This is a genomic window from Gudongella sp. QWL-04, assembly GCF_058683975.1.
Genome location: NZ_CM178754.1, coordinates 174,612 through 199,662, shown reverse-complemented (window position 1 = coordinate 199,662; position 25,051 = coordinate 174,612). Strand labels below are relative to the sequence as shown.

Here is a 25,051-nt window from a genome sequence, read left to right as displayed (position 1 = left end):
CAGAATGACAATCACTATTCACTGTTCACTATTCACTGTTCACTGACTTAGGTCAAGTCCTCGACATATTAGTATCTCTTAGCTTCAAGCATTGCTGCTCTTTCACCTGAGACCTATCTACCAGGTCGTCTTCCTGGTGTCTTACTCACTTTCATGATGGGAAATCTCATCTTGAGGGGGGCTTCGTGCTTAGATGCCTTCAGCACTTATCCCGTCCAAACTTAGCTACTCAGCCATGCCTTTGGCAAGACAACTGATTCACCATAGGTTTGTCCATCCCGGTCCTCTCGTACTAAGGACAGCTCCTCTCAAATTTCCTGCGCCCACGACGGATAGGGACCGAACTGTCTCACGACGTTCTGAACCCAGCTCGCGTGCCTCTTTAATGGGCGAACAGCCCAACCCTTGGGACCTACTTCAGCCCCAGGATGAGACGAGCCGACATCGAGGTGCCAAACACCCCCGTCGATGTGGACTCTTGGGGGGTATAAGCCTGTTATCCCCGGGGTAGCTTTTATCCGTTGAGCGATGGCCCTTCCACGCGGTACCACCGGATCACTAAGTCCAACTTTCGTTCCTGCTCCACTTGTTGGTGTCGCAGTCAAGCTTCCTTCTGCCTTTACACTCTTCGCACGATTTCCGACCGTGCTGAGGAAACCTTTGAGCGCCTCCGTTACTTTTTAGGAGGCGACCGCCCCAGTCAAACTGCCCAACTGACAGTGTCCCCACACCGGGTTCACGGTGCCAGGTTAGAATTTCAGCATCACAAGAGTGGTATCCCAAGGTTGGCTCCACAAATACTGGCGCACTTGCTTCTATGCCTCCCACCTATCCTGTACATGCAATGCCAAAATCCAATGTCAGCCTGCAGTAAAGCTCCACGGGGTCTTTCCGTCCTGTCGCGGGTAACTCGCATCTTCACGAGTACTACAATTTCACCGGATCCTTTGTTGAGACAGTGCCCAAATCGTTACACCTTTCGTGCGGGTCGGAACTTACCCGACAAGGAATTTCGCTACCTTAGGACCGTTATAGTTACGGCCGCCGTTTACTGGGGCTTAAGTTCACACCTTCGAAGTTTCCCTCTAAGCATTCCCCTTAACCTTCCAGCACCGGGCAGGTGTCACCCCCTATACTTCGTCTTTCGACTTAGCAGAGAGTTGTGTTTTTGGTAAACAGTCGCTTGGGCCTTTTCACTGCGGCCACCCAAAGCTTGTATATCGTATGATATCCACTCCAAGTGGCACCCCTTCTCCCGAAGTTACGGGGCTATTTTGCCGAGTTCCTTAACAAAGGTTCTTCCGCTCGTCTTAGGATTCTCTCCTCACCTACCTGTGTCGGTTTGCGGTACGGGTGAAAATATTCTCGATAGTGGCTTTTCTTGGCAGTGTGGAGTCTGCAGCTTCTCTACTTGTTTTTCGATCCCCATCACACCTCAGGATTTCTAAGAAAACGGATTTGCCTGTCTTCTCTCCCTACGTGCTTAGACGTGCTCTTCCAATCGCACGCTCTGCATATCCTCCTGCGTCCCCACTTCTCTATTAACGAATACCTCCAGTACAGGAATCATAACCTGTTGTCCATCACCTACGCTTTTCAGCCTTGGCTTAGGTCCCGACTTACCCTGAGTGGACGAGCCTTCCTCAGGAAACCTTAGGTTTTCGACGGGTGAGATTCTCACTCACCTTTCGCTACTTATGCCAGCATTCTCTCTTGTGTAATGTCCAGCGCTCCTTTCGGTACACCTTCGTCCCTTACACAATGCTCCTCTACCGATGTATTAATACATCCCACAGCTTCGGTATCTGATTTTAGCCCCGGAAATCTTCGGCGCAAGGTCTCTCGACCAGTGAGCTATTACGCACTCTTTAAATGTATGGCTGCTTCTAAGCCAACATCCTGGTTGTCTGTGAAACCTCACATCCTTTACCACTTAATCAGAATTTTGGGACCTTAGCTGGTGATCTGGGCTCTTTCCCTTTTGACTATGAAGCTTATCCCCCACAGTCTGACTCCCAAGCTTATGAGTATGGCATTCGGAGTTTGATAGGTTTTGGTAACACTATGTGCCCCTAGACCATTCAGTGCTCTACCTCCATCTCATTCTCTCTTGAGGCTAGCCCTAAAGCTATTTCGAGGAGAACCAGCTATCTCCGAGTTCGATTGGCTTTTCACCCCTATCCACAGGTCATCCCATAGCTTTTAAACGCTACCGGGTTCGAGCCTCCATTTTATTTTACTAAAACTTCACTCTGCCCATGGATAGGTCACCCGGTTTCGGGTCTATGACATGCAACTATATTCGCCCTGTTAAGACTCGGTTTCCCTACGGCTCCGTAACTTAATTACTTAACCTCGCTGCATATCATAACTCGCTGGCCCGTTCTACAAAAAGTACGCGGTCACACTTTTAACGTGCTTCCACTGCTTGTAAGCATAGGGTTTCAGGTTCTATTTCACTCCCCTCCCGGGGTTCTTTTCGCCTTTCCCTCACGGTACTGTTCACTATCGGTCACCAAGTAGTATTTAGCCTTGGGAGGTGGGCCTCCCTGCTTCCCACGGGATTTCTCGTGTCCCGTGGTACTCTGGAGCACAGCCTGTGAGTATTCCATTTCGTCTACAGGGCTATCACCTTGTTTCGCAAAGCTTCCCAGCTTTCTTCGACTATGGATCACTCAATCTTTTGCTGTGTCCTCAACCCCTGATAAATCAGGTTTGGGCTCTTTCCATTTCGCTCGCCGCTACTTTGAAAATCGATGTTTCTTTCTCTTCCTCAGGGTACTTAGATGTTTCAGTTCCCCTGGTCTACCTCTCATGACTTATTTTATTGGGTCATGAGTACTTGAGGGTTGCTCAAGTGGGTTCCCCCATTCGGATATCTACGGATCGACGTCTATTTGCGACTCCCCGTAGCATTTCGGTGCTTATCCCGTCCTTCTTCGGCTCTTGGTGCCAAGGCATTCGCCCTATGCTCTTAATAACTTGACCTATTTCATGTTTGTTCTTTTTATTAGATTTAGTTTTCAAAGTTCAGTTAGAATCAATTGGCAACAAATGATAAACAATCAGATCCTTCGCTTTCGCTCAGGATTACAACCAAATACGAGATCCCTCGACTTCGCTCGGGATGACAAACTTGATCATTCATTGTTCATTTTTCATTGTTCATTGCTTCCTGGTGGACCTGGGTGGACTCGAACCACCGACCTCACGCTTATCAGGCGTGCGCTCTAACCGCCTGAGCTACAAGTCCATAAATTCAGTTAATAGTGAATAGTTGTTAGTGAATAGTTGTTATGAATGCCTCTTTGGCTTTTGCTTGCCTTTTAGCTATTCACTGTTCACTCTTACTTATTCACTGATATTTTATTCTCCGCAGTCTCGAATCACAATTTCTTCCACTTGATACTCTCGTGAGAAATTGGTTCTCGTTGCGTTTAACCTACCTACAGCTCCCTTACGATCGCTGGGTTAGGTTATAACAAACAGTGTGAGATACTTATGAATGTATCTTCCTTAGAAAGGAGGTGATCCAGCCGCACCTTCCGATACGGCTACCTTGTTACGACTTCACCCCAGTCATTGCCCCTACCTTCGACAGCTGCCTCCATTGCTGGTTAGCTCACTGGCTTCGGGTATTGACAACTCCCATGGTGTGACGGGCGGTGTGTACAAGACCCGGGAACGCATTCACCGCGGCATTCTGATCCGCGATTACTAGCAACTCCGACTTCATGCAGGCGAGTTGCAGCCTGCAATCCGAACTGGGATCGGCTTTTAGAGATTTGCTTGCCATCGCTGGCTTGCTTCTCGTTGTACCGACCATTGTAGCACGTGTGTAGCCCAGGACATAAAGGGCATGATGATTTGACGTCATCCCCACCTTCCTCCGATTTGTCATCGGCAGTCTCTTTAGAGTGCCCAACTTAATGATGGCAACTAAAGACAAGGGTTGCGCTCGTTGCGGGACTTAACCCAACATCTCACGACACGAGCTGACGACAACCATGCACCACCTGTGTCCGCTGTACCCCGAAGGATAAAGGTCTATCTCTAGACCGGTCAGTGGCATGTCAAGCCCTGGTAAGGTTCTTCGCGTTGCTTCGAATTAAACCACATGCTCCGCTGCTTGTGCGGGTCCCCGTCAATTCCTTTGAGTTTCATACTTGCGTACGTACTCCCCAGGCGGAGTGCTTAATGCGTTAGCTGCGGCACCGAGGTTTGACCCCCAACACCTAGCACTCATCGTTTACGGCGTGGACTACCAGGGTATCTAATCCTGTTTGCTCCCCACGCTTTCGTTCCTCAGCGTCAGTATAAGTCCAGAAAGTCGCCTTCGCCACTGGTATTCCTCCTAATATCTACGCATTTCACCGCTACACTAGGAATTCCACTTTCCTCTCCTTAACTCAAGTCTGACAGTTTCAAATGCTTACGTAGGTTGAGCCTACGCCTTTCACATCTGACTTATCAGACCGCCTGCGAACCCTTTACGCCCAATAATTCCGGACAACGCTCGCCCCCTACGTATTACCGCGGCTGCTGGCACGTAGTTAGCCGGGGCTTCCTCCTTGGGTACCGTCATTATCTTCCCCAAGGACAGAACTTTACAACCCGAAGGCCTTCATCATTCACGCGGCGTCGCTGCATCAGAGTTTCCTCCATTGTGCAATATTCCCCACTGCTGCCTCCCGTAGGAGTCTGGACCGTGTCTCAGTTCCAGTGTGGCCGTTCACCCTCTCAGGCCGGCTACCTATCGAGGCCTTGGTGAGCCGTTACCTCACCAACTAGCTAATAGGACGCGAGACCATCTTTCACCGCTTAATCGCTTTGACTTATCTCTCATGCGAGTGATAAGTATCATAAGGTATTAATCCCAGTTTCCCGAGGCTATCCCTTTGTGAAAGGCAGGTTTCTCACGCGTTACTCACCCGTCCGCCGCTAAGATGATCCTTCGCTCAGTCCGAAAACTTCACTCCGGATCACTTCGCTCGACTTGCATGTGTTAGGCACGCCGCCAGCGTTCGTCCTGAGCCAGGATCAAACTCTCATTTAATAGTTTGACTAGCTCATATTATTTGTTCTTAAAAAATTGAAATCTTTGGTTTCATTCAAAGTTCTCACACTGTTTAGTTATCTAGGTTCACTCACCCCTGCTCGAGGCGACTTGCTTAGTATAGCATCTATACTTAAGCGGTGTCAACTGTTTTTTTAAGTTTTTTTGAAGATTATTTCGACAGTCGACCTTTTTAGTTTACCCTCTTTTGAAAGCGTTGTCAAGGCTAAAAATGTCCTTATTTCAAGAAATCATCTATCCTACTGAAGACTCCTTCCCACGACAAACTTTCAATTGCCTCCTTAAGAGGTGCAAAATCTATATACCCCTTATGGATACTTCTAATCTGTTTTTTTATGGCCAGCTTCAAATTGTCCTTAAATCCTTCGACACACTCTTCTAAAGGGATGTCTATTCCCTTCATCCTTGGTAGAGGAACAAACTCCACAAAACCAGAGCTTGAAAGCTCTTCTCCCATGTATTCTTTAAGTCCCCTTATCTCTGTGGTCACTGCCGGCAGACCGCATGCCATGGCTTCGAGCAGTACAAGCGGCAACCCCTCGTAATAGGAGGGCAGAACGAAAAGATCCGAGGCTCTGAATGCATCTGAAAGCTGATGCTGATTAAGTGCTCCCATAAGCTTCACTCCAAGGCTCTCTGCTCTTACCATGATCTCTGCCGCCTCGCTGCCAGTTCCAGTTCCTGCAAGGCTTAGCTTAATGGGAGTTTCCTTTTTGATCTCCTCATATGTGTCCAGCAGGGGCAGCAGACCCTTGGCATGACTCAGCTTTCCGGCGTAAATCAGTTCAGGCACAGTATTTCGATCTTTCCTTCCTAACGTATTGAATATGTCCGTATCAAAGCCCCCGCCTATGACTGTGATCCTGTCCTTAGGTATGGAATACAGGTTCGATATCTCTTCTTTTTGTATCTGGTTGAGGGAAAGTATCCTGCTAAGCTTACCGCAGCCCTCTCTTACATATTTTCTATAGCCGGGATTTTGCATATACTGCCTGAGATCGGTGCTGTGGCAGATCGCCATTGTTTTGTCTCCCAGCCCCAGCTCTGCAATAAGGGCAGAGCCTAACCATAAGTGATGGGACAATATCCTGTCAGGCTGGAACTCCTTAACAGCCCTTTGTATTGCAGCCTTGAAGCTAGTTTTCCAGATCGATACCTGCCGGATGGTCATGTCCTTGTATCTGGTGCTTTTATATGGCATTATATCGCTCATTCCCGGTATAGGATAGTATAGCTCGCCCTCCTCGAACCTCACTAAGTCGAGATAATCCAGTCTGTCATTTTCGTAATCAAGCTCGGGTCCTGATACAGCAAGAAGACCCTGTGTATAGCCTTTTTTTGAAGCCTCTTTTATTAGGTTGTTGACGTATATACCGCTTCCTGTCTTCCCGGGGTACTGAAAGAGGATATGGAGCAATTTCAAGGCGGTTTCCTCCTTATTTATGGATATATGTACAAAAGCGGCAGGTTACCCTGCCGCGCGTTTACTAATCTTCAATTGGCTTCATCGTTGGGAACAGCAATACGTCCCTGATGCTTGGCGTGTTGGTGTAAAGTATTATCATTCTGTCTATTCCTATTCCAAGTCCGCCTGTTGGAGGAAGACCTACCTCTATGGCGTTTATGAAGTCAGTGTCCATTGGATGGGCTTCGTCGTCTCCAAACTCCTTCTGCTTGACCTGATCCTCGAACCTTTCTCTTTGATCGATTGGATCATTAAGCTCTGAGAAGGCATTTGCAACCTCCCATGTGTTTACGAAGGCTTCGAATCTCTGAGTTATCCTTGGATCTTCTGGATTCCTCTTGGCAAGAGGAGATATTTCCACCGGATGTCCTGTTACGAAGGTTGGCTGCACCAAGTGCTTTTCGCAGTACTCCTCGAACATTTCGGAAATGATATGGCCTCTTGTCATACCCGGCTTGATCTCAATGCCTCTCTTCTTAGCTACAGCTATGGCTTCCTCGTCAGTGTTTATAAGCGAGAAGTCTACTCCTGTGTATTCCTTAACGGCCTCTGCCATGTCGATTCTTCTCCATGGAGGTGCTACGTTTATCTCCTTGCCCTGATAGTTCAGAGTAGTGGTACCCAAGGTCTTTTCTGCCACATAGGCAAACAGATTCTCAGTTAACCTCATCATCTCTTCGTAGTCTACATATGCCTGGTATAGCTCGATGCTTGTGAACTCAGGGTTATGTCTTGTGTCCATACCCTCATTCCTGAACATCCTGCCCATTTCGTAGACCTTTTCAAAGCCTCCGACTATTAGTCTCTTAAGGTACAGCTCGTTGGCTATCCTCAGGTACATATCCAGGTCAAGGGTGTTGTGATGGGTCACGAAGGGTCTTGCATTTGCTCCGCCGGCAATGGTGCTTAGAATCGGAGTATCTACCTCAAGGAATCCTCTGTCGTCCAGATATTCCTTAACTGCCTTTATCATCTTCGATCTGAGTATGAAGGTTTCCTTAACTTCAGGGTTGACTATCAGATCTACGTATCTTTGTCTGTATCTAAGGTCCTGATCCTTCAGGCCGTGGAACTTCTCAGGAAGTATTTGAAGTGACTTCGAAAGGATGATGAGCTTGTCAGCCTTGACTGAGATCTCTCCCATTTTGGTTTTGAATACTTCTCCTTCTGCTCCAATGATATCACCAAGGTCAAGAAGTGAAAGGTCGTTGTATTCCTCTTCCCCGATTGAATCCTGCTTTATGAATATCTGGATCCTTCCCTCGCTGTCCTGGATGTCTATGAAGCTGACCTTGCCATGGCCCCTACGGGACATTACTCTTCCTGCAACTGCTACTCTATGGCCTTCAAGCTCCTCGAAACGGTCCTTTATCTCAACGCTGTGATGAGTATAGTCAAACTTCTCTATCAAAAACGGATTCTTACCCTTTTCAATAAGCTTAGACAGCTTTTCCCTTCTGATTTGTAGCATTTCATTCAAGCTTTGCTCGTTGTTCTGCATAGTCTGACCTCCAATCCTTATCTTGCGATCCTTTGGACCTTATATTTAATGACTCCGTCAGGTACGTTCACGTCTACCACTGTTCCGGCCTTGCTGCCCAATAGAGCTTTTCCTACAGGTGATTCGTTTGATATCTTTCCTTCATAAGGATTGGCTTCAGCTGATCCAACAATGGTGTATTCTGATTCTTCATCATATTCAAGGTCGAGAACGGTGACCTTAGAACCCACGCCGACGACCTCTGTTGTGATTTCGTCCTCGTCGATGAGCTTGGCATTCCTAAGGATAGCCTCAAGCTTGGCGATTCTTTCTTCCAGCTTGCCTTGCTCGTTTTTAGCCTGGTCGTACTCCGAGTTTTCGCTGATATCACCGAAATCCAGTGCTTGTTTAATTCTCTCAGCGACTTCCTTTCGTTTCACAAGCTTAGCATCCTCAAGTTCCATTTCAAGCTTAGCCAGCCCCTCTGGGGTTAAAAATACGTCTTTTTCAGTCATCAAACTCTCTCCTTTAATGGCGTCAACTTTTCACGACACCGAGTATTTCTGTATTTTAAGCCATTTCTAAAAGTTTTTTCAGGATATTTCCCGATTGTATGTTCCATATTATAATCAAGCTGAGCTCCAATGTCAAGGATTATCCTAATTATCGAATATGGTGTGCTCCTTCAATGCTGTAAAATATTTCTCCAGCTCTTTTATGATCTCCTCAGGGCTTGTCATTGTGTTTATCCTGTTCTTTATCTCGTTGGAATTTCTAAGACCTTTAAGATACCAGGCAAGCTGCTTTCTCATTTCCCTTACTCCTACCCTTGGACCTTTAAGGTTTATCTCCAGCTTAAGGTGTCTTATGCTGACCTCGAGCATTTCATCAAGGGTCGGCTTTCGAGGTGTTTTGCCGTTTATAAGGTCAGTGGTTTCCCTGAATATCCAGGGGTTGCCCATGGCTCCCCTTCCTATCGCCACTCCGTCACAGCCAGTTCTGTCTATCATGGCAAGGGCATCCTCCGGAGTAAAAACGTCCCCGTTCCCGATCACCGGTATCGACACCGCATTTTTGACCTTCGCGATATAGCTCCAGTCAGCTTCGCCTGCATAAAACATATCTCTTGTCCTGGCATGTATAGTCAGTGCCGCTGCACCGTTGGCCTCAGCTATCCTTGCAAGCTCCTCCCCATTAAGGCTCCCGTGATCCCAACCCATCCTGAATTTTACAGTCACAGGCTTTCTGGAGGCTTTAACTACCGAGTCTATAACTGAGCCTGCAAGCCTAAGGTCCTTCATGAGGGCGCTGCCGTCCCCATTCTTGACTATCTTCGGTGCAGGACATCCCATATTTATGTCGATTATATCTATATCATCTCTGCTGCTTAAATTGTTCCTTGTTATCTCTGCCATTATATCGGGATCGGAACCGAATATCTGAAGAGCGACAGGTCGTTCATCTTCATGGCTATGGGTAAGGTCTGAGGTCTTTTCGTCGTTGTAGTAAAGTCCCTTTGCGCTTACCATCTCAGTTACCACAAGTCCGACTCCCATCTCCTTACACAGGGACCTGAAGGCAAAGTCAGTGACTCCTGCCATTGGAGCTAAGGCGAGATTATTCTTAAGTTCAATGTTTCCTATTTTCATGATGCACCCCACATAAAGAAAGTAAGTAGGCTGGCTACTTACTGGTTTCTCTCATAAATTATTCTCAAGCCCTCCAGCGTAAGGAACTTGTCGTTATGCTGGATATACTTGCTTTCACTGGCGATGAGCGTTGAAAAGCCTCCAGTTGCAACCACTGTTACCTCTTCCTTGGTAAGTCCCACTTCTGCGATCATTCTCTCTATGATGGAGTCTACCATACCAATGAAGCCATATACTATCCCAGACTGGATGCTGGTTATGGTGTTTCTGGCGATCACCTTCTCAGGCTTTAATATTTCAACCTTCGGCAGCTTTGCTGTTCTCATGAAAAGGGCATCAGCAGATATCCTTATACCTGGCGTTATTACTCCTCCAAGGTATTCGCCCTCCTTGTTTACAAAGCAGAAGGTATTTGCAGTACCAAAGTCTACTATTATGACAGGACCGCCGTATTTCTCATAGGCTGCAACTGCATTTACTATCCTGTCTGCTCCTACCTCGCGAGGGTTGTCATACTTGATGTTCATGCCTGTTTTTACCCCGGGACCAATTACTATAGGGTCCTTTTTGAAATATCTCTGGCTCATTGCAGGAAGGGTATGCATCAAGGTAGGCACTACTGATGAGATGATTATATCGTCGACCTGAGACCTGTCGATCCCATTGTATTTGAACATCTGATCGAACAGAATACCGTACTCGTCAGAGGTTTTTTCCTTGTCTGTAGCTATACGCCAGTCATATACGAGTTTTTTACCTTCGTAAGCACCAAAAACTATGTTAGTATTTCCAACATCGATTACAAGCAGCATTTTTTCACCTTTTTTCATTTTTTTCTTTTCTTGAGTGCTGTTACAACACTGGTCACTATGATTATCGCTATTATTGATTCCGGGATACCATTGGTTATGCCTATCCCCACGATCACTTTTCTGGCAGTGTCTATGTCCTGCCCGATGGCCTGGACGAACCTTTCTGCATAGAAGATGTAGATCATGGACAATACCCCGACCGTATTCGTCAGCGTACCTATTATTGTAGGTATTATGAGATCAAGAGCTTTGTCCTTCAGCGTCCTGGATGTGAGATATGCCATAAGAGCCGTCAGTATGAGGAGCCCTCCGTTCATGAGAAGGGGCCAGACAGTTGTGTAATCAACTACACTGCTGTATAATCCTCTTGCTAGGTATATCCCGATTGCCGCCCAGATGCCGTACAAAAGCCAGGTGGTTCTTTTATTGCCTATCCTGCTCAGCGCTTTGTATGCGTAGTAGGTTGTTATGCCTATCAGTATTCTAGGCAATACGGAAACTATCGGGTTCAAAAAAACAAAGCTGACAGGGGTAGGTGCAGTGATCGCCTGATAGATGCTGAATATCCCGAATATAAGACCTACCAGTCCCCCGACTACAGGTCCCTCCATAATTGCTCCAATGATTACAGGTATGTGCATTATGGTGGCTCTGGTGGGTCCGACGGGTATGAAGCCCAATGGGGTCATTCCAAGCACTATAGAGATCGCTCCCAATACTCCAACAACTGCCAGTCTTCTTACGTCTAACTTTTTACCATTTTTCATATTATCCCTCCGCTCTGATTCCTGTCGGATACCAGTCGTATTTTTTGTTTACTGCTGCTTTAGTCTGACTCACTCCTGATGTCAGCTTTATTCCTACACTATTATATATTCACTCTGGATCCTTTACAATACTTTTGTTGTCAGGTCCCTATGGGCTTTTAGTCCTGCTTTGCCCTCTGCTGAAAGGATTGCATTTATAACTGCCTTCTCGACGGCTTCCTGCGCCATTGCAGCTATGATATTCACATCTGCCTTGAGCTTGTTAGTCGCCATAGTGAATATAGTGTCGCCGTCTACCATGGTATGAACTGGGTTTATCGATCTTGCAAGTCCGTTATGTCCAGCTTGTGCGACCTTGTTTCCCTCTGCCTTAGTAAGGATACCGTTTGTTGCGACTACTCCGATGGTCGTATTGGTGTTTGCAAACCCAGGTGTAACCATGGAGCTCTTCATGAGCTCGTAGGTGTTCATCAAGCTGTCATTCCCATAATCGTATGCACCTGCGATCTGGGAGCCATCCTTAAAAATGTCTCCGAAGGCGTTTACGCAGATAAGGGCAGATACAACAAGATCACCAGAGATTACAGTTGCGCACCCTAACCCTGACTTCATTGCTCCTTTTGATCCAAGGATCTTTCCTACAGTCGCTCCCATTCCGCAACCGACATTGCCTTGCCTGTTTTCATCCTTTGAAGCAGATAATGATGCCTTATAGCCCATCTGCCAGTCAGGCCTTACCTTATAATCTCCAATAGCCAAATCGAAGATTACAGCTGAGGCTACTATAGGGACCCTGGTTAATCCGACATCAAAGCCTATACCCAGTTCCTCAAGATGATCCATGACTCCAGAGGCTGCTTCCAGCCCAAAGGCCGACCCCCCTGATAGTACTACAGCATGGACCTTATCCACCAGCTTCTCTGCCTTGAACAGATCGGTCTCTCTGGTTCCCGGTGCGGAGCCCCTCACATCTACCCCTCCTGTGGCACCTTCCGGACATATCACTGCGGTACACCCGGTGAGTGCATCCTCTGAATGGGCATGCCCTACGATTATCCCTTCAACATCTGTTATATATCCTGGAAACATCAGCTTCACTCCTTTTTATACAGTAGGTTTCTACCCAATTGGGGCAAAAGAAAACAGACTCCCAAAGGAGTCTGTAGGTGATTTTTATCCAAAGAACATAAGCAGCATACCTGCAGCTACTGCAGAGCCTATTACTCCGGCAACGTTTGGTCCCATGGCATGCATCAAAAGGAAGTTTCTTGGATTAGCCTCTTGACCAACCTTTTGAGATACTCTGGCGGCCATCGGAACCGCAGATACACCTGCAGAGCCGATGAGAGGATTAACTTTCCCACCTGTCATTTTGTACATCAGCTTTCCAAATAGTACGCCGCCTGCAGTTCCTATCGAGAATGCAACCAAGCCAAGTACTATTATGCTTACAGTTTGGAAATTAAAGAAATTCTCAGCACTTGCGGTTGCTCCGACTGTAGTTCCTAGAAATATGGTTACGATATTGATCAATTCATTCTGAGCCGTCTTTGACAATCTATCTGTCAAAAGGGTTTCTCTGAATAAATTACCAAGCATCAATAGGCCTATCAGAGGTGCTGCTGAAGGTAATATGAAGGAAACGACCAAAGTTACCATAATCGGGAATATTACCTTTTCCTTTTTTGAAACAGGTCTTAGCTGCTCCATTACTACCATTCTCTCTTCCTTGGTAGTGAGAGCCTTCATTATTGGAGGCTGTATTATTGGTACAAGCGCCATGTATGAATACGCAGCAACAGCTATAGGCCCGAGAAGATGAGGTGCCAGCTTGGCTGTAAGGTAAAGCGCCGTTGGTCCGTCTGCTCCTCCAATAATACCAATACTTGCTGCCTCCGGACCGGTAAAGCCCAGAAGGATAGCACCTATAAAGGTTGCGAAAATACCTAGTTGCGCCGCTGCTCCTAATAGTATTGACTTCGGATTTGCTATCAATGGTCCGAAATCAGTCATAGCTCCTACTCCAAGGAATATCAATGGAGGATATATCCCCAGCTTGACTCCCTGGTATAGGTAGTACAGCAGTCCTCCATATTCCTTTGTCTTGCTTACCAATTCTCCGGTTATCGGGTCTTTAAGTATTTGGACTATTGGTTCCTTCATCAGATCTGCACCCGGCAGGTTGGCAAGCAGCATTCCAAAGGCTATCGGGGTCAAAAGCAATGGCTCAAAACCCTTTGCGATCGCCAGATATAGCAGGATAAAGGATATTGCCAGCATTACATAGTGGCCAAATTCACCTAATCCAAATCCGGTGCTGGCCCAAAAGTCCGTCAATATTTCCATAAACATAGTTGTTCATCCTTTCTTGAAGGGTTTAGTCCATTATGACCAGCTTGTCTCCAGTATTAACGGCCGAACCCTCAGAGGTTGTTATGGATGCAACTTTTCCGTCTCTTGGGGCTAGAATCTCATTTTCCATCTTCATAGCTTCGAGGATCAGAAGAACGTCGCCGCTCTTTACCTCCTGGCCTTCCTTAACAAGTATCTTCCATATGTTTCCAGGCATCGGAGATTCGATTACTTCCTGTCCGGCGCTTGCTGTCACCGGTGCTGATGCAGGAGCTGCCTTTGGAGCAGCAGGTGCCGCAGCTGCTGCCTTAGGAGCAGGTCTTGATACAGGTGCGGAAGCTCCGCCTACCTCTTCAACTTCTACTTCGTAGCTGTTGCCGTTTACGTTTATTATAAACTTTCTCATTCTTTCTCCTCCAGATATATTATAGTTTGCTCAGCAGCTGTTCCTGCTTGCCCATTTCTCTCCAGGGTGTCGTCAGCTGTGGAACCTTTCTTATGCTGTTTATCCTGATCTCAGGGATGTCTCGTCCCAGGGATGCTGCTACTGCTGCAGCTATTACTGCAATAAGCTCTCCCTCGTCAAGCTCAGGGGTACTTTGCGCTTTTTCCTCCTGCTTTACGACCGCAGCACTGACTTGCTCAGGCTTTACATCAGCAGGCTTTTTCCCGATTGCAAAATTCTTCAGCAGTCCGATTATATAGGATATGAGAATCAGCACCAGGAATACTACTATCATACTAACGACGGTGACTATCAATGCCTCCGACATAGTTACTTCGTTGCCCATGGTAATCCCTCCTATACCGGCAGGTTGCCGTGCTTTTTGCCTGGTCTTGATTCTCTCTTGGTCTCGAGCATGTCAAAGGCGCTGATCAACCTTGGTCTTGTCTGGCTCGGTACCAATACGTCGTCTACGAAGCCTCTCTGTGCTGCAATGTATGGGTTAGCTACAGTATCTCTGTATTCAACAATCTTTTCTGCTCTCGTAGAAATCGGATCATCCGATGCAGCGATCTCGTTCTTGAAGATTATGTTCGCCGCTCCATCCGGTCCCATAACTGCTATTTCAGCATTAGGCCATGCGAATACCTGATCTGCTCCAAGGTCCTTTGAACACATTGCAAGGTAAGCTCCGCCGTATGCCTTTCTAACTATCAGGGTAACCTTAGGCACTGTCGCCTCTGAGTAGGCATAGAGCATCTTGGCTCCGTGTCTTATTATACCGCCGTATTCCTGGCTGGTTCCCGGGAGGAATCCCGGTACGTCTACAAGGTTCAATAGCGGTATGTTGAAAGCGTCACAGGTCCTTATGAATCTACCTGCCTTGTCAGATGCATTTATGTCAAGGCATCCAGCCAGTATCCTTGGCTGATTAGCTATTACGCCTATGCTTCTTCCGTTGAGTCTTATAAAGCCTGTGATGATGTTTTGAGCGTAAAGGGGCTGTACCTCGAAGAAGTGTCCTCCATCGGCAAGACTCTTTATTACTTCCTTCATATCGTAGGGCTTATTTGGATTCTCAGGAACTATTTCGTTTAGTCTTTCATCTATTCTGTTAAGATCATCCTCGAATTCATAAACAGGCGGCTGCTCCAGGTTGTTTGAAGGCAGATAGCTTAAAAGCTCCTTGATCCTGTCTATGGATTCAGCTTCTGAATTGTCTATGAAATGAGCAACTCCACTTATTTTGTTGTGGGTGTTTGCTCCGCCCAGCTGTTCCTGGGTAACATCTTCTCCGGTAACTGACTTGATTACCTGAGGTCCGGTTATGAACATCATGCTGGTCTTATCCGTCATAAAAATAAAATCCGTTATTGCAGGAGAGTATACTGCTCCGCCTGCACTAGGTCCCATTATGGCTGATATTTGTGGAATTACTCCAGAGGATATCGTGTTTCTGAAGAATATCTTGCCATAGCCTGAAAGTGCATCTACACCCTCCTGGATCCTGGCTCCGCCTGAATCATTGAAGCCTACTATTGGAGCTCCCATTTTAAGCGCCATATCCTGTACCTTTACTATCTTTGCTGCATGCATTTCTCCTAAGGATCCTCCGACTACTGTGAAGTCCTGGGCATATACGAAAACGAGTCTGCCGTCTACTGTTCCGTAGCCGGTAACGACTCCGTCTGCAGGCGCATCTACATCCGCCATGTCAAAATTAGTTGATCTGTGCTTTACAAATGCATCCAGCTCAACGAAGCTTGACTCGTCAAGAAGATACTCTATTCTCTCTCTGGCAGTCATTTTGCCTGAGCTGTGCTGCTTTTCAATTCTTTTCTCCCCGCCGCCAAGGGAGATCTTTCTCTTGGCTTCAAGAAGCTGCTGAATTTTATCGCTCATCTTTACCCTCCTAAATTCCTTAGTCTCTTTGACTTATTTCTATAAGCACTCCCGAGGTTGATTTTGGATGAAGGAAAGCTATTCTGGCGCCACCTGCACCATATCTCGGCTGTTCGTCGATCATCCTTACTCCCTTTTCCTCTAGCTCCTTGATCGCTTCTTCGATGTTATCAACTTTAAAAGCTATATGCTGGATTCCTTCTCCCTTTTTCTCGATGAATCTTGCTATAGGTCCATCTTCGGAGGTTGACTCCAGAAGCTCCACCTCAGTATCTCCAATAGGCAAAAATGCAACCTTTACCTTTTGTTCCTCCACTACTTCCTGACTTACGCACTTTATTCCCAGAACGTCTTCGTAGAATTTAAGCGTCTCTTCCAAATTCTTAACGGCAATTCCAATGTGGTCAATCTTGGTTACCATGGCTTCCTCCTTCATTATTCCTTTACGAGGGATACTATTGTTTCCTTGGCAGTATATGGATCCATCTCCCTCTTCTCTACCTTAACGGCCAGGTCATCGATCAAACCGCCTCTGTTTGTTCTATCCATTATCAGTCTTAGAAGCTCCTCTTCGGTGAGCTGTAGTATCTCCGCCTTAAGGTTTCTGATCCTTGTTTGATGCAGAAGACCTGTTGCCTTCTGGTAATTTTCGTGATCGAAGAGCTTACCCAGTAAAACGTCTATGTCCTCGTTTTTGATAGCGGATACCTTTACGACCGGAGGTCTATAGTCAGACTTTTCATTGAGGTCCAGGTTCATCTCGATCTCAAGCTTTGTTTTGTCTGCTCCGTCCAGATCGGATTTATTTATGGCAAATACGTCTGCGATCTCCATTATGCCGGCTTTTATCGCCTGGATGTCGTCTCCCATATTAGGTATCATAACCATCAGGACGGTATCGGCCATCTTTACGATATCTACCTCTGATTGTCCTACTCCTACGGTTTCTATGAATATGTAGTCACAGCCGTAGATATCCAGCACCTTGACGGCACCCCAGGTGGCCTTTGATATTCCGCCCAAAAACCCTCTGGTACCCATGCTTCTTATGAATACACCCTTGTCCAGAGCCAGATCGTTCATTCTGATCCTGTCACCAAGGATAGCGCCTCCGCTGAATGGGCTTGTCGGGTCGATTGCAAGTATGCCAACCTTTTTGCCCTGAGCTCTTAGCTGCTTGGTCAGACGGTCGGTCAGTGTAGACTTACCGCTTCCTGGAGGACCTGTGATCCCGATCACGTATGCATTGCCTGTCCTGTGGAAAAGCCTTTTTATGATGGAGACTGCTTCCTCGTCCCTATTTTCAAGCATAGATATCAGGCGTGCGCAGGCTCTTTTGTCACCTGCCAGCAGCCTCTCCTCGATATTCAAACCAAACACCGCCTATTTTCTTTTGACATTGTTATTTATAAATGCAATTACTTCCTTGGTCGGAGTCCCCGGTGTGAATATTGCTTCTATACCTGATTCTACAAGGAATGGTATGTCGTCCTCAGGTATTACTCCGCCACCCAGCACCAGAACGTCCTCAATGCCTTCCTCCTTCAAAAGCCTTACCACCTTTGGAAAAAGATGATTGTGTGCTCCTGATAGTATGCTCATTGCAACAACGTCTACGTCCTCCTGAACCGCTGCCGCAACTATCTGCTCTGGAGTTTGTCTTAGGCCGGTATATATTACCTCCATACCAGCATCTCTAAGGGACCTTGCTATTACCTTGGCTCCCCTGTCATGCCCGTCAAGACCGGGCTTTGCAACGAGAACTCTTATAGGTCTGTCCATTGTATTACCTCCCAAATTTCTATAGTATTACCGATTGCTCGTACTCTCCGAAAACTTCTCTCAAGACGCCGCAAATTTCTCCAAGAGTAGCATATGCCTTTACTGAGTCCAGGATATACGGCATCAGATTTTCATCCGTCTTAGCCTTTTCCTTTAACAGCATCAGGCTATTTTCAACCAATGACCCATCTCTGTCCTTCTTAAGCTTTTCGATTTTCTTTCTTTGAAGGATCTCAACATGAGGGTCTACCTTAAGAAGCTGCTTTTTCTCAGTCTCCTCTACCTTGAACTTGTTGACTCCAACTACTATCCTCTCCTGATCCTCTACCTGCATTTGATATTTATATGCTGAATTCTGGATCTCCTTCTGGATGTAGCCATTCTCGATGGCTTTAGTAGCGCCGCCAAGATTATCTATTCTGGTGATGTATTCCTCTGCTTCCTTCTCGATTGCACTTGTCAGACTTTCGATGTAGTATGAACCGGCAAGGGGATCTATAGTCTCTGTAACTCCTGACTCGTAAGCAACTATCTGCTGTGTTCTTAGTGCTATCATTACTGAATCCTCAGTAGGAAGTGCCAATGCCTCGTCTCTTGAGTTAGTATGCAGGGACTGTGTTCCTCCAAGAACTGCAGCAAGAGTCTGAATGGTAACTCTTATTATGTTGTTGTCCGGCTGCTGAGCAGTAAGTGTTGACCCTGCAGTCTGAGTATGGAACTTAAGCTGCATTGACTTGTCGCTCTTGGCGTTGAATCTTTCCTTCATAATCTTAGCCCAAAGTCTTCTCGCTGCTCTGTACTTAGCAACCTCTTCCAACAGGTCGTTGTGAGCATTGAAGAAGAAGGACAGTCTTGGCCCGAAATCGTCAACGTCAAGACCTGCCTTTATTGCAGCCTCTACGTATGCTATACCGTCTGCAAGAGTGAAGGCTACCTCCTGGGCTGCTGTAGAGCCTGCCTCTCTTATGTGATAGCCGCTTATGCTTATGGTGTTCCACTGCGGAACGCTGTTTGAGCAATACTCAAATATATTTGTTATAAGTCTCATTGACTGCTCTGGAGGGAAAATATAGGTTCCCCTGGCGATGTACTCCTTGAGGATATCATTCTGGATAGTGCCTCTTAGCTTGTCTGATGAAACTCCCTGTTTTTCAGCTACTGCGATATACATTGCCAACAATACGCTGGCAGGTGCATTTATAGTCATGGATGTACTGACCTTATCAAGCGGGATACCGTCAAACAGTATCTCCATATCCTTCAATGAGTCTATAGCAACGCCTACTTTTCCTACCTCCCCTTCTGAAAGGCTGTGGTCTGAGTCGTAGCCTATCTGAGTTGGGAGGTCAAAGGCTACGCTTAAGCCTGTCTGCCCCTGCTCCAGAAGATATTTATACCTTTTGTTGGACTCTTCAGCCGTAGCAAAGCCTGCATACTGTCTCATAGTCCAAAATCTGCCCCTGTACATAGTTGGCTGAACTCCCCTTGTAAATGGGTATTCTCCAGGATATCCCAGATCCCTATCGTAATCCAGATCCTCTATATGGGCAGGTGTGTATAATCTGTCGACCTCGGTGTCAGATCCAGTGGAAAATGTTTTCTTTCTCTCCGGAAACTTGGAAAGAAGCTTTTGGACCTTGTTTTCTTCCCAGTCTTTAAAGGAAGACTTTACTTGATCAAGTTTCTTGTCATCGTACATCCCTTTACCTCCTCATTATGGTACCTAATCTACCACTTATTATATTAAAAATTATGGCAATATTGCAACATAAATTTCAATTATTTTGATTCATGCAGGCAAAATTGCAAATTTTGTATTATTCCCTGCATGCGAAAAGCAGGTCCCCTTGGAGGGGCCTGCATCAGCTTCCTTGGAAAATCTCTTCGAACTCTCTGGCATCGATGGTCTCCTTTTCAAGAAGAGCATCAGCCAATCTGTGCAGAATTTCCATATTTTGTTTTATTAGAGCTTCAGCCCTGTGATATGCCGTGTCGATGAGCTTTCTCATCTCCTTGTCGATAGCAGCAGCGACTTCCTCACTGTAATTTCTGGATCTATTAAGGTCCCTTCCTACAAATACCTCTTCTTCGTCGGTACCGTAGGTCATTGGTCCAAGGATATCACTCATCCCGTAGTGGGTCACCATGGATCTTGCAAGCTTTGTTGCACGCTCGATATCATTTTGAGCACCGGTGCTGATGTCGTCAAGGACGAGAGCTTCTGTTACCCTGCCTCCAAGAAGTATGACAAGCTTGTCTTCCATTTGCTTTCGGGTCAGGTAATTCCTGTCCTCATCAGGTATATATGCTGTAAAGCCTCCAGCCATTCCTCTTGGAATTATGGTAACCATGTGAACTGGGTCTGTACCCGGTATCATTCTGGCTGTGAGAGCATGACCAGCTTCGTGATATGCTGTGAGCTTTCTTTCGTGAGGACTTATTACTCTGCTCTTCTTCTCAGGTCCTGCCTGTACTTTTATTGAAGCTTCTTCTATAAGATGCATAGGTATTGATTTCAAATTGAATCTTGCAGTGAGCAGTGCTGCCTCGTTGACCAGGTTCTCAAGGTCTGCCGGCGTAAAGCCAGGTGTCCTTTTAGCTACTACCTTAAGGTCTACGTCCTCTGCAAGTGGCTTGTTCCTGGTGTGGACCTGGAGTATTGCCTCCCTGCCCCTTATGTCGGGAAGTCCGACATAGATCGTCCTGTCGAATCTGCCCGGTCTTAACAGCGCCGGGTCAAGTATGTCAGCCCTGTTGGTAGCTGCCATGACTATAATGCCTTCATTTTTGGAGAATCCGTCCATCTCGACTAGAAGCTGATTGAGGGTCTGCTCTCTTTCATCGTGTCCGCCGCCAAGTCCTGCGCCTCTTCTTCTTCCAACGGCATCTATCTCGTCAATAAAGACTATACAAGGTGAATTTTTCTTCGCCTGCTCGAATAGATCCCTGACCCTGCTGGCACCTACTCCTACGAACATCTCAACGAAGTCTGAGCCTGAGATGGTAAAGAACGGTACCCCTGCTTCACCGGCAACAGCCTTGCTAAGGTATGTCTTTCCTGTACCAGGAGGGCCTACCATCAAGACTCCTGTAGGTATCCTTGCACCTATCTCAACATATTTCTTTGGATGGCTGAGGAAATCTACTATCTCCTTAAGCTCTTCCTTCTCCTCCTCAAGGCCTGCTACCTCGTTGAAGGTAACCAGCTTTCCTTCCTCCATCTTGTGCATCTTTGCCTTGCTCTTTCCGAAGGACATTACCCGGCCACCGCCGCCTCCACCCTGGGATTGCTGCATGAACACAAACCAGACGACTCCAAAAACTAACAGTATCATCAGAGTCGGCAGCATTTCTATATACCATGGGCTTACGGGAATCTGCTCCGCGCCGTATTTGATTGTCTCATTATCGACCATTCCCTTCACATAATCGTGATAAAAGGTTGGTCTTACTTCCTCGGGAAGTATCGCAGTGAATTTCGTACCGTCCTTAAGCTCACCCTCAACTGTATTCCCGATGGAGGTTATCCTCTCTATGCTTCCATCCTTAAGTCTGGACACCAGCTCCGTAAAATCCAACTCGGAGATCTGCTCTACCTCTGTGCCGAACATTCTGACGCTGAACATGATCAGCAGCACTATCAGCAGGTATATGCTGATGCCCTTAAAAAATCGTTTCAATCCTAGTCCTCCCTCCAATTCCCAATATTGGTGATATCGGTATATTATACCATAGCCGGGTTATCTAATCAATAAAACCTCAGTTGTAGACTTCTTCCTTAAGAGCTCCTACAAATGGATAGTTTCTGTACATTTCATTGAAGTCAAGCCCATAGCCTACAACAAATTCGTCCGGGATCTCAAATCCCAAAAAGTCGATTTTTACTCCGACTGTTCTCCTGTCAGGCTTGTCCAGAAGAGTACATATCCTTACGGAGCTTGCTCCCCTCTTTGTCAGTATGTCCTTAAGGTAGTTAAGAGTCAGTCCTGTGTCGATTATATCCTCTACTATAAGTACATCCTTGCCCTCAACGCTGAAGTCAAGATCCTTCATTATCCTAACCTCCCCAGTTGATATGCTGGATTTGCCATAGCTTGACACAGCCATGAAATCTATCAGCACAGGCATTTCGATAGCTCGGGTAAGATCAGCCAGGAATATGACAGCACCTTTAAGTATACCTACTACTATAAGGTCTTTTCCCTTATAGACTTCAGTTATCTGTTTACCCAGTTCCTTGACTCTGTTTTTGATTGCTTCCTCTTCAACTATTATCTTCTTGATTGGATCCTTCAAATCATATCCTCCCATCGGTTTAATTGATTTTATTTATTATCAGCCTTAAATGATTTTTCGTATTCTTTTCTACGGCAACTCGCTTATCAACAGAATGACCCGCCACCCATACTATGCCTTTTGAGTCTTCAATTATAGGTATGGAGTCCCTTTGATCTCTGGGTACCTTCCTGTCGATGAAATAATCCTTTAATTTCTTTGATCCTATTAGGCCTATGGGCGAGAACCTGTCTCCATCCCTTCTTTGTCTCAGGATCATTTTCCCCTCAAGCTTGTCTCCATCTATGGTTACTGAGAATTTATCCAGTACTTCAGCATGGGAATTATTTACACTCTCGATCTTTATGCTAAGCCCCCACTCGGGTATCAGGTTGCTCCCAAGGGTTATCTCAATCTGTGGAAGCTTTTCCCTTGAAGGTCTGGCTTTCTCGATTGAGAATTCATCGTAGGATACCCTGGCAACTATGCCCCCCGGAAGGTCAAGGGTGGAACCGGTTCGGCCGTTTTGGAAAAGCTCCAGAGCTGAGCCGATATGCTTTTCCTCTATACCATGAAGAGTTCCCCTAATACTCAGTACAGCCTTCCTTATCAGTCTTTTTCTAATAGGCTGTGGCTCCCTTATAAAGAGACTGCCAATAAAAATTATACTATTACGGTCTTTATTTTTCACTAATGAATTATCCTTTTTTTCAACAGTTTCTTCAATGATCATACTGTCGTCTGCAGCCAAAAGCGACATCCTGAAAAGTCCCTCTATGATGTTTGGATTAAAGTTCTCCATTATATAGGGCAATAGCTCAAGCCTGATCCGATTCCTGGTGTATACGGTCTCAAGATTTGTGTGATCTTCAACAGTCTCAATATCATGTTCTCTGATATAGCTCTCTATCTCTTCCCTTGTTATATTCAATAAGGGACGTATGATATCATCCTGGTTAAAGCTCATACCCTTTATTCCGTCGATACCGGTTCCTCTCATTATCCTGAAAAGAACCGTCTCAGCCTGATCGTTCATGTTGTGTGCCACGGCGATCCTGCCCTTGCCATAGCCTGCCAATACCTGTCTGAAGAAGTTGTAGCGTAGAAGTCTTCCTGCCTCCTCGGAGGATATACCCAGCTCCTTGCCATGAGCAACCATATCCACATTGATTGTGTGATATGGTATATGAAGTCTTCTGGCCGTCTCTTCCACGAACTGCTGGTCCCTGTCGGCAAGCTTTCCCCTTACTCCATGGTTCACATGGGCAATAACAAGCCTGCAGCCAAGTCTTTCCCTAAGGTCAACAAGACACATAAGCATTGCCATGGAATCCGGTCCGCCTGACACAGCTGCCAGTACAGTATCCCCGGACTCGACCATTTTATGGTCTATAATATTCTTCAACACCTTTTTCTCCATAAGGATCACCTAACCCAAGCTGTATGATAATATACCCAGAGTTTTTTTCTTCCACACAAATACAAAAAACCGGTTAAACCGGTTTTATCAATCGTAGCTGCTGTTTTTTTTGCCCCTCGCTCCAAAGCTCTTTCTGCCGTCTTTGGTTTTTATTTGGTCCATCTTCTCATTGCTGTCCTTGAGGTAGCTGTTCAGCATATCTTCAAAGGACATGCTTCTCTGTCTCTCTTCCTGCCTGCTCCAGTCTATTTCCACAGGCTTGCTGGTCTTTGGCTTTGCTTGTCTTACTGACAGACTTATCTTACCGTCTGCAGATACGGACAATACCTTTACCTTGACCTTTTGATCCTTTTTTAAGTAATCTGAGACCTTTTCTACATAGTCGTGAGATACCTCTGAGATATGTACAAGTCCACTCTTTCCTTCTGGCAACTGAATAAAGGCACCGAAATTAGTTATTCCGGTTACAGTACCCTCTACTATTTCTCCAACAGATACGGGCATAGACTAACTTTTCCTCCTTACAAATGATAATATATCATGAGTATATATCAGCCTTTGGGTTATGTCAATTATTTATCTTTGTCAAAAACACTGTCCATATTATACTCCGGACTGCTTTTATCTATGTAGATTATTTCCCTGGGCTTGACCATCCCTAGCTCATCCCGGGCAATTCTCTCCACAAATTCCAAAGTGCCGCTTTTTTCGATCTGATCGTTCAAATCCTCGATCTTGTCCTCCAATTGGACTATCTCGGACTCCAGTACCTCTCTTTTTTCCTCAAGTCTATTCATGAGCTGACGCTGATGATTCAGGACCGTAACGAGGTATATCACAAGAAATACTACAAAAACATGTGATATTCTCAAGCCTTTTTTTTGTATCTTTTTTTTACCGGACACAAAATCACCGCCTTTGAGACACGTTGTTATTCTTACGGTCAATTATCTCATGTTTTGTAATTATTTTCAAGTACTACCCTTGGCTAGAGTACCTTATACAGAGTGTCTGCCTGGTCCTTTCCTACAGATTCCTTAAGGTCCAGAACCTGCACCTTCATCTCGCCGCTTCCGAAGGACACGGCGATAACGTCCCCAACCTTTACCTCATCTCCAGGCTTTGCAGTCTTACCGTTTATTGATACCTTCCCCTGCTCACAGGCTTCCTTGGCTACTGTCCTTCTCTTTATGATCCTTGACGCCTTCAGATATTTATCTATTCTCATATTTACCTCCGAAAAAAAATCAGGTCATAGACCTGATTTTCTTATTTCTTCTTTCCTTTTTTAGTTACGTTTACGCTCTCCTTAAGTGCCTTGCCGGCTTTGAAAACAGGAGCTTTTGATGCTGGAATCTTAATAACTTCTTCAGGATTTCTAGGATTTCTTCCTTCTCTAGCTTTTCTTTCCCTTACCTCGAAGGTACCAAAGCCTACCAATTGAACCTTGTTTCCTGCTGCCAATGACTCCTCAACAGCTTTCATAAATGCGTTCAATGCTGCTTCTGCATCTTTCTTCGTAAGTTCGCTCTTTTCTGCTATGCTCGCGATCAATTCAGCTTTGTTCATTAATGATTCCTCCTTGTTTTTTATTTGCTAATTTATTCATACTTTTGAGTCCACAA

General features: G+C 45.9%; 22 protein-coding genes, 1 tRNA gene and 2 rRNA genes. All 25 read right to left on the bottom strand.

Annotation, left to right across the window (positions count from 1 at the left end):
* Window positions 1-48: 48 nt before the first annotated feature.
* The 25 genes from AC4PHB_RS00965 to AC4PHB_RS00845 all read right to left on the bottom strand — a co-directional run bounded on the left by AC4PHB_RS00965 (window position 49) and on the right by AC4PHB_RS00845 (window position 24,995).
* Window positions 49-2,988 (bottom strand): 23S ribosomal RNA (locus AC4PHB_RS00965).
* A gap of 188 nt (window positions 2,989-3,176) precedes the next feature.
* A tRNA-Ile gene (locus AC4PHB_RS00960) sits at window positions 3,177-3,253 on the bottom strand.
* Window positions 3,254-3,520: 267 nt separating this feature from the next.
* Window positions 3,521-5,056, bottom strand: a 16S ribosomal RNA gene (locus tag AC4PHB_RS00955).
* The 16S and 23S rRNA genes sit together here with 1 tRNA gene alongside, the layout of an rRNA operon.
* A 238-nt stretch (window positions 5,057-5,294) precedes the next feature.
* On the bottom strand, window positions 5,295-6,500 hold the full coding sequence (locus AC4PHB_RS00950) for a glycosyltransferase family 4 protein (RefSeq protein WP_492136818.1): 1,206 nt from the start codon (window positions 6,498-6,500) through the stop codon (window positions 5,295-5,297).
* 64 nt (window positions 6,501-6,564) lie between these two features.
* The gene (lysS, locus tag AC4PHB_RS00945) at window positions 6,565-8,043 is read right to left on the bottom strand and encodes a lysine--tRNA ligase (protein WP_492136817.1); all 1,479 of its coding nucleotides are present in this window, start codon (window positions 8,041-8,043) and stop codon (window positions 6,565-6,567) included.
* Window positions 8,044-8,060: 17 nt separating this feature from the next.
* Complete coding sequence (gene greA / locus AC4PHB_RS00940; protein WP_492136816.1) at window positions 8,061-8,537, bottom strand: transcription elongation factor GreA; 477 nt, start codon at window positions 8,535-8,537, stop codon at window positions 8,061-8,063.
* A 144-nt stretch (window positions 8,538-8,681) separates the two neighbouring features.
* On the bottom strand, window positions 8,682-9,671 hold the full coding sequence (gene dusB / locus AC4PHB_RS00935) for a tRNA dihydrouridine synthase DusB (protein WP_492136815.1): 990 nt from the start codon (window positions 9,669-9,671) through the stop codon (window positions 8,682-8,684).
* A 38-nt stretch (window positions 9,672-9,709) separates the two neighbouring features.
* Entirely contained in the window at window positions 9,710-10,483 is a 774-nt protein-coding gene (locus AC4PHB_RS00930; protein WP_492137781.1) for a type III pantothenate kinase, read from the bottom strand.
* Between the two features lie 14 nt (window positions 10,484-10,497).
* Entirely contained in the window at window positions 10,498-11,250 is a 753-nt protein-coding gene (locus AC4PHB_RS00925) for an ECF transporter S component (RefSeq protein WP_492136814.1), read from the bottom strand.
* Window positions 11,251-11,373: 123 nt separating this feature from the next.
* Window positions 11,374-12,339 carry a P1 family peptidase gene (locus AC4PHB_RS00920; RefSeq protein ID WP_492136813.1) on the bottom strand — a complete coding sequence of 322 codons (966 nt, stop codon included), beginning with the start codon at window positions 12,337-12,339 and terminating at the stop codon, window positions 11,374-11,376.
* Window positions 12,340-12,423: 84 nt separating this feature from the next.
* Window positions 12,424-13,602 (bottom strand): sodium ion-translocating decarboxylase subunit beta, encoded by a 1,179-nt coding sequence (locus AC4PHB_RS00915; protein WP_492136812.1) that lies wholly within the window; start codon window positions 13,600-13,602, stop codon window positions 12,424-12,426.
* A 25-nt stretch (window positions 13,603-13,627) separates the two neighbouring features.
* Entirely contained in the window at window positions 13,628-14,008 is a 381-nt protein-coding gene (locus AC4PHB_RS00910; RefSeq protein ID WP_492136811.1) for a biotin/lipoyl-containing protein, read from the bottom strand.
* A gap of 19 nt (window positions 14,009-14,027) precedes the next feature.
* On the bottom strand, window positions 14,028-14,393 hold the full coding sequence (locus AC4PHB_RS00905; RefSeq protein ID WP_492136810.1) for an OadG family protein: 366 nt from the start codon (window positions 14,391-14,393) through the stop codon (window positions 14,028-14,030).
* 11 nt (window positions 14,394-14,404) lie between these two features.
* Window positions 14,405-15,949 carry an acyl-CoA carboxylase subunit beta gene (locus AC4PHB_RS00900; RefSeq protein ID WP_492136809.1) on the bottom strand — a complete coding sequence of 515 codons (1,545 nt, stop codon included), beginning with the start codon at window positions 15,947-15,949 and terminating at the stop codon, window positions 14,405-14,407.
* A gap of 19 nt (window positions 15,950-15,968) precedes the next feature.
* Window positions 15,969-16,370 carry a methylmalonyl-CoA epimerase gene (gene mce, locus AC4PHB_RS00895; RefSeq protein WP_320404996.1) on the bottom strand — a complete coding sequence of 134 codons (402 nt, stop codon included), beginning with the start codon at window positions 16,368-16,370 and terminating at the stop codon, window positions 15,969-15,971.
* 14 nt (window positions 16,371-16,384) lie between these two features.
* Window positions 16,385-17,329, bottom strand: a complete 945-nt coding sequence (meaB, locus tag AC4PHB_RS00890) for a methylmalonyl Co-A mutase-associated GTPase MeaB (RefSeq protein ID WP_492136808.1) — start codon at window positions 17,327-17,329, stop codon at window positions 16,385-16,387.
* A gap of 3 nt (window positions 17,330-17,332) precedes the next feature.
* Window positions 17,333-17,731: a cobalamin B12-binding domain-containing protein gene (locus tag AC4PHB_RS00885; protein WP_492136807.1), complete on the bottom strand. Its 399-nt coding sequence runs from the start codon at window positions 17,729-17,731 to the stop codon at window positions 17,333-17,335.
* 19 nt (window positions 17,732-17,750) lie between these two features.
* Window positions 17,751-19,430 (bottom strand): acyl-CoA mutase large subunit family protein, encoded by a 1,680-nt coding sequence (locus AC4PHB_RS00880; protein ID WP_492136806.1) that lies wholly within the window; start codon window positions 19,428-19,430, stop codon window positions 17,751-17,753.
* 163 nt (window positions 19,431-19,593) lie between these two features.
* The gene (ftsH, locus tag AC4PHB_RS00875; RefSeq protein ID WP_492136805.1) at window positions 19,594-21,411 is read right to left on the bottom strand and encodes an ATP-dependent zinc metalloprotease FtsH; all 1,818 of its coding nucleotides are present in this window, start codon (window positions 21,409-21,411) and stop codon (window positions 19,594-19,596) included.
* 79 nt (window positions 21,412-21,490) lie between these two features.
* The gene (gene hpt / locus AC4PHB_RS00870; RefSeq protein WP_492136804.1) at window positions 21,491-22,027 is read right to left on the bottom strand and encodes a hypoxanthine phosphoribosyltransferase; all 537 of its coding nucleotides are present in this window, start codon (window positions 22,025-22,027) and stop codon (window positions 21,491-21,493) included.
* Window positions 22,028-22,046: 19 nt separating this feature from the next.
* On the bottom strand, window positions 22,047-23,411 hold the full coding sequence (gene tilS, locus AC4PHB_RS00865) for a tRNA lysidine(34) synthetase TilS (protein ID WP_492136803.1): 1,365 nt from the start codon (window positions 23,409-23,411) through the stop codon (window positions 22,047-22,049).
* 102 nt (window positions 23,412-23,513) lie between these two features.
* Entirely contained in the window at window positions 23,514-23,930 is a 417-nt protein-coding gene (locus tag AC4PHB_RS00860; protein ID WP_492136802.1) for a S1 RNA-binding domain-containing protein, read from the bottom strand.
* A 68-nt stretch (window positions 23,931-23,998) separates the two neighbouring features.
* A complete protein-coding gene (locus AC4PHB_RS00855; protein WP_492136801.1) occupies window positions 23,999-24,331 on the bottom strand; it encodes an FtsB family cell division protein in 333 nt (110 codons plus the stop codon).
* Window positions 24,332-24,414: 83 nt separating this feature from the next.
* Entirely contained in the window at window positions 24,415-24,654 is a 240-nt protein-coding gene (locus AC4PHB_RS00850) for an RNA-binding S4 domain-containing protein (protein WP_492136800.1), read from the bottom strand.
* 41 nt (window positions 24,655-24,695) lie between these two features.
* On the bottom strand, window positions 24,696-24,995 hold the full coding sequence (locus tag AC4PHB_RS00845) for an HU family DNA-binding protein (RefSeq protein ID WP_320404987.1): 300 nt from the start codon (window positions 24,993-24,995) through the stop codon (window positions 24,696-24,698).
* Window positions 24,996-25,051: the final 56 nt, after the last annotated feature.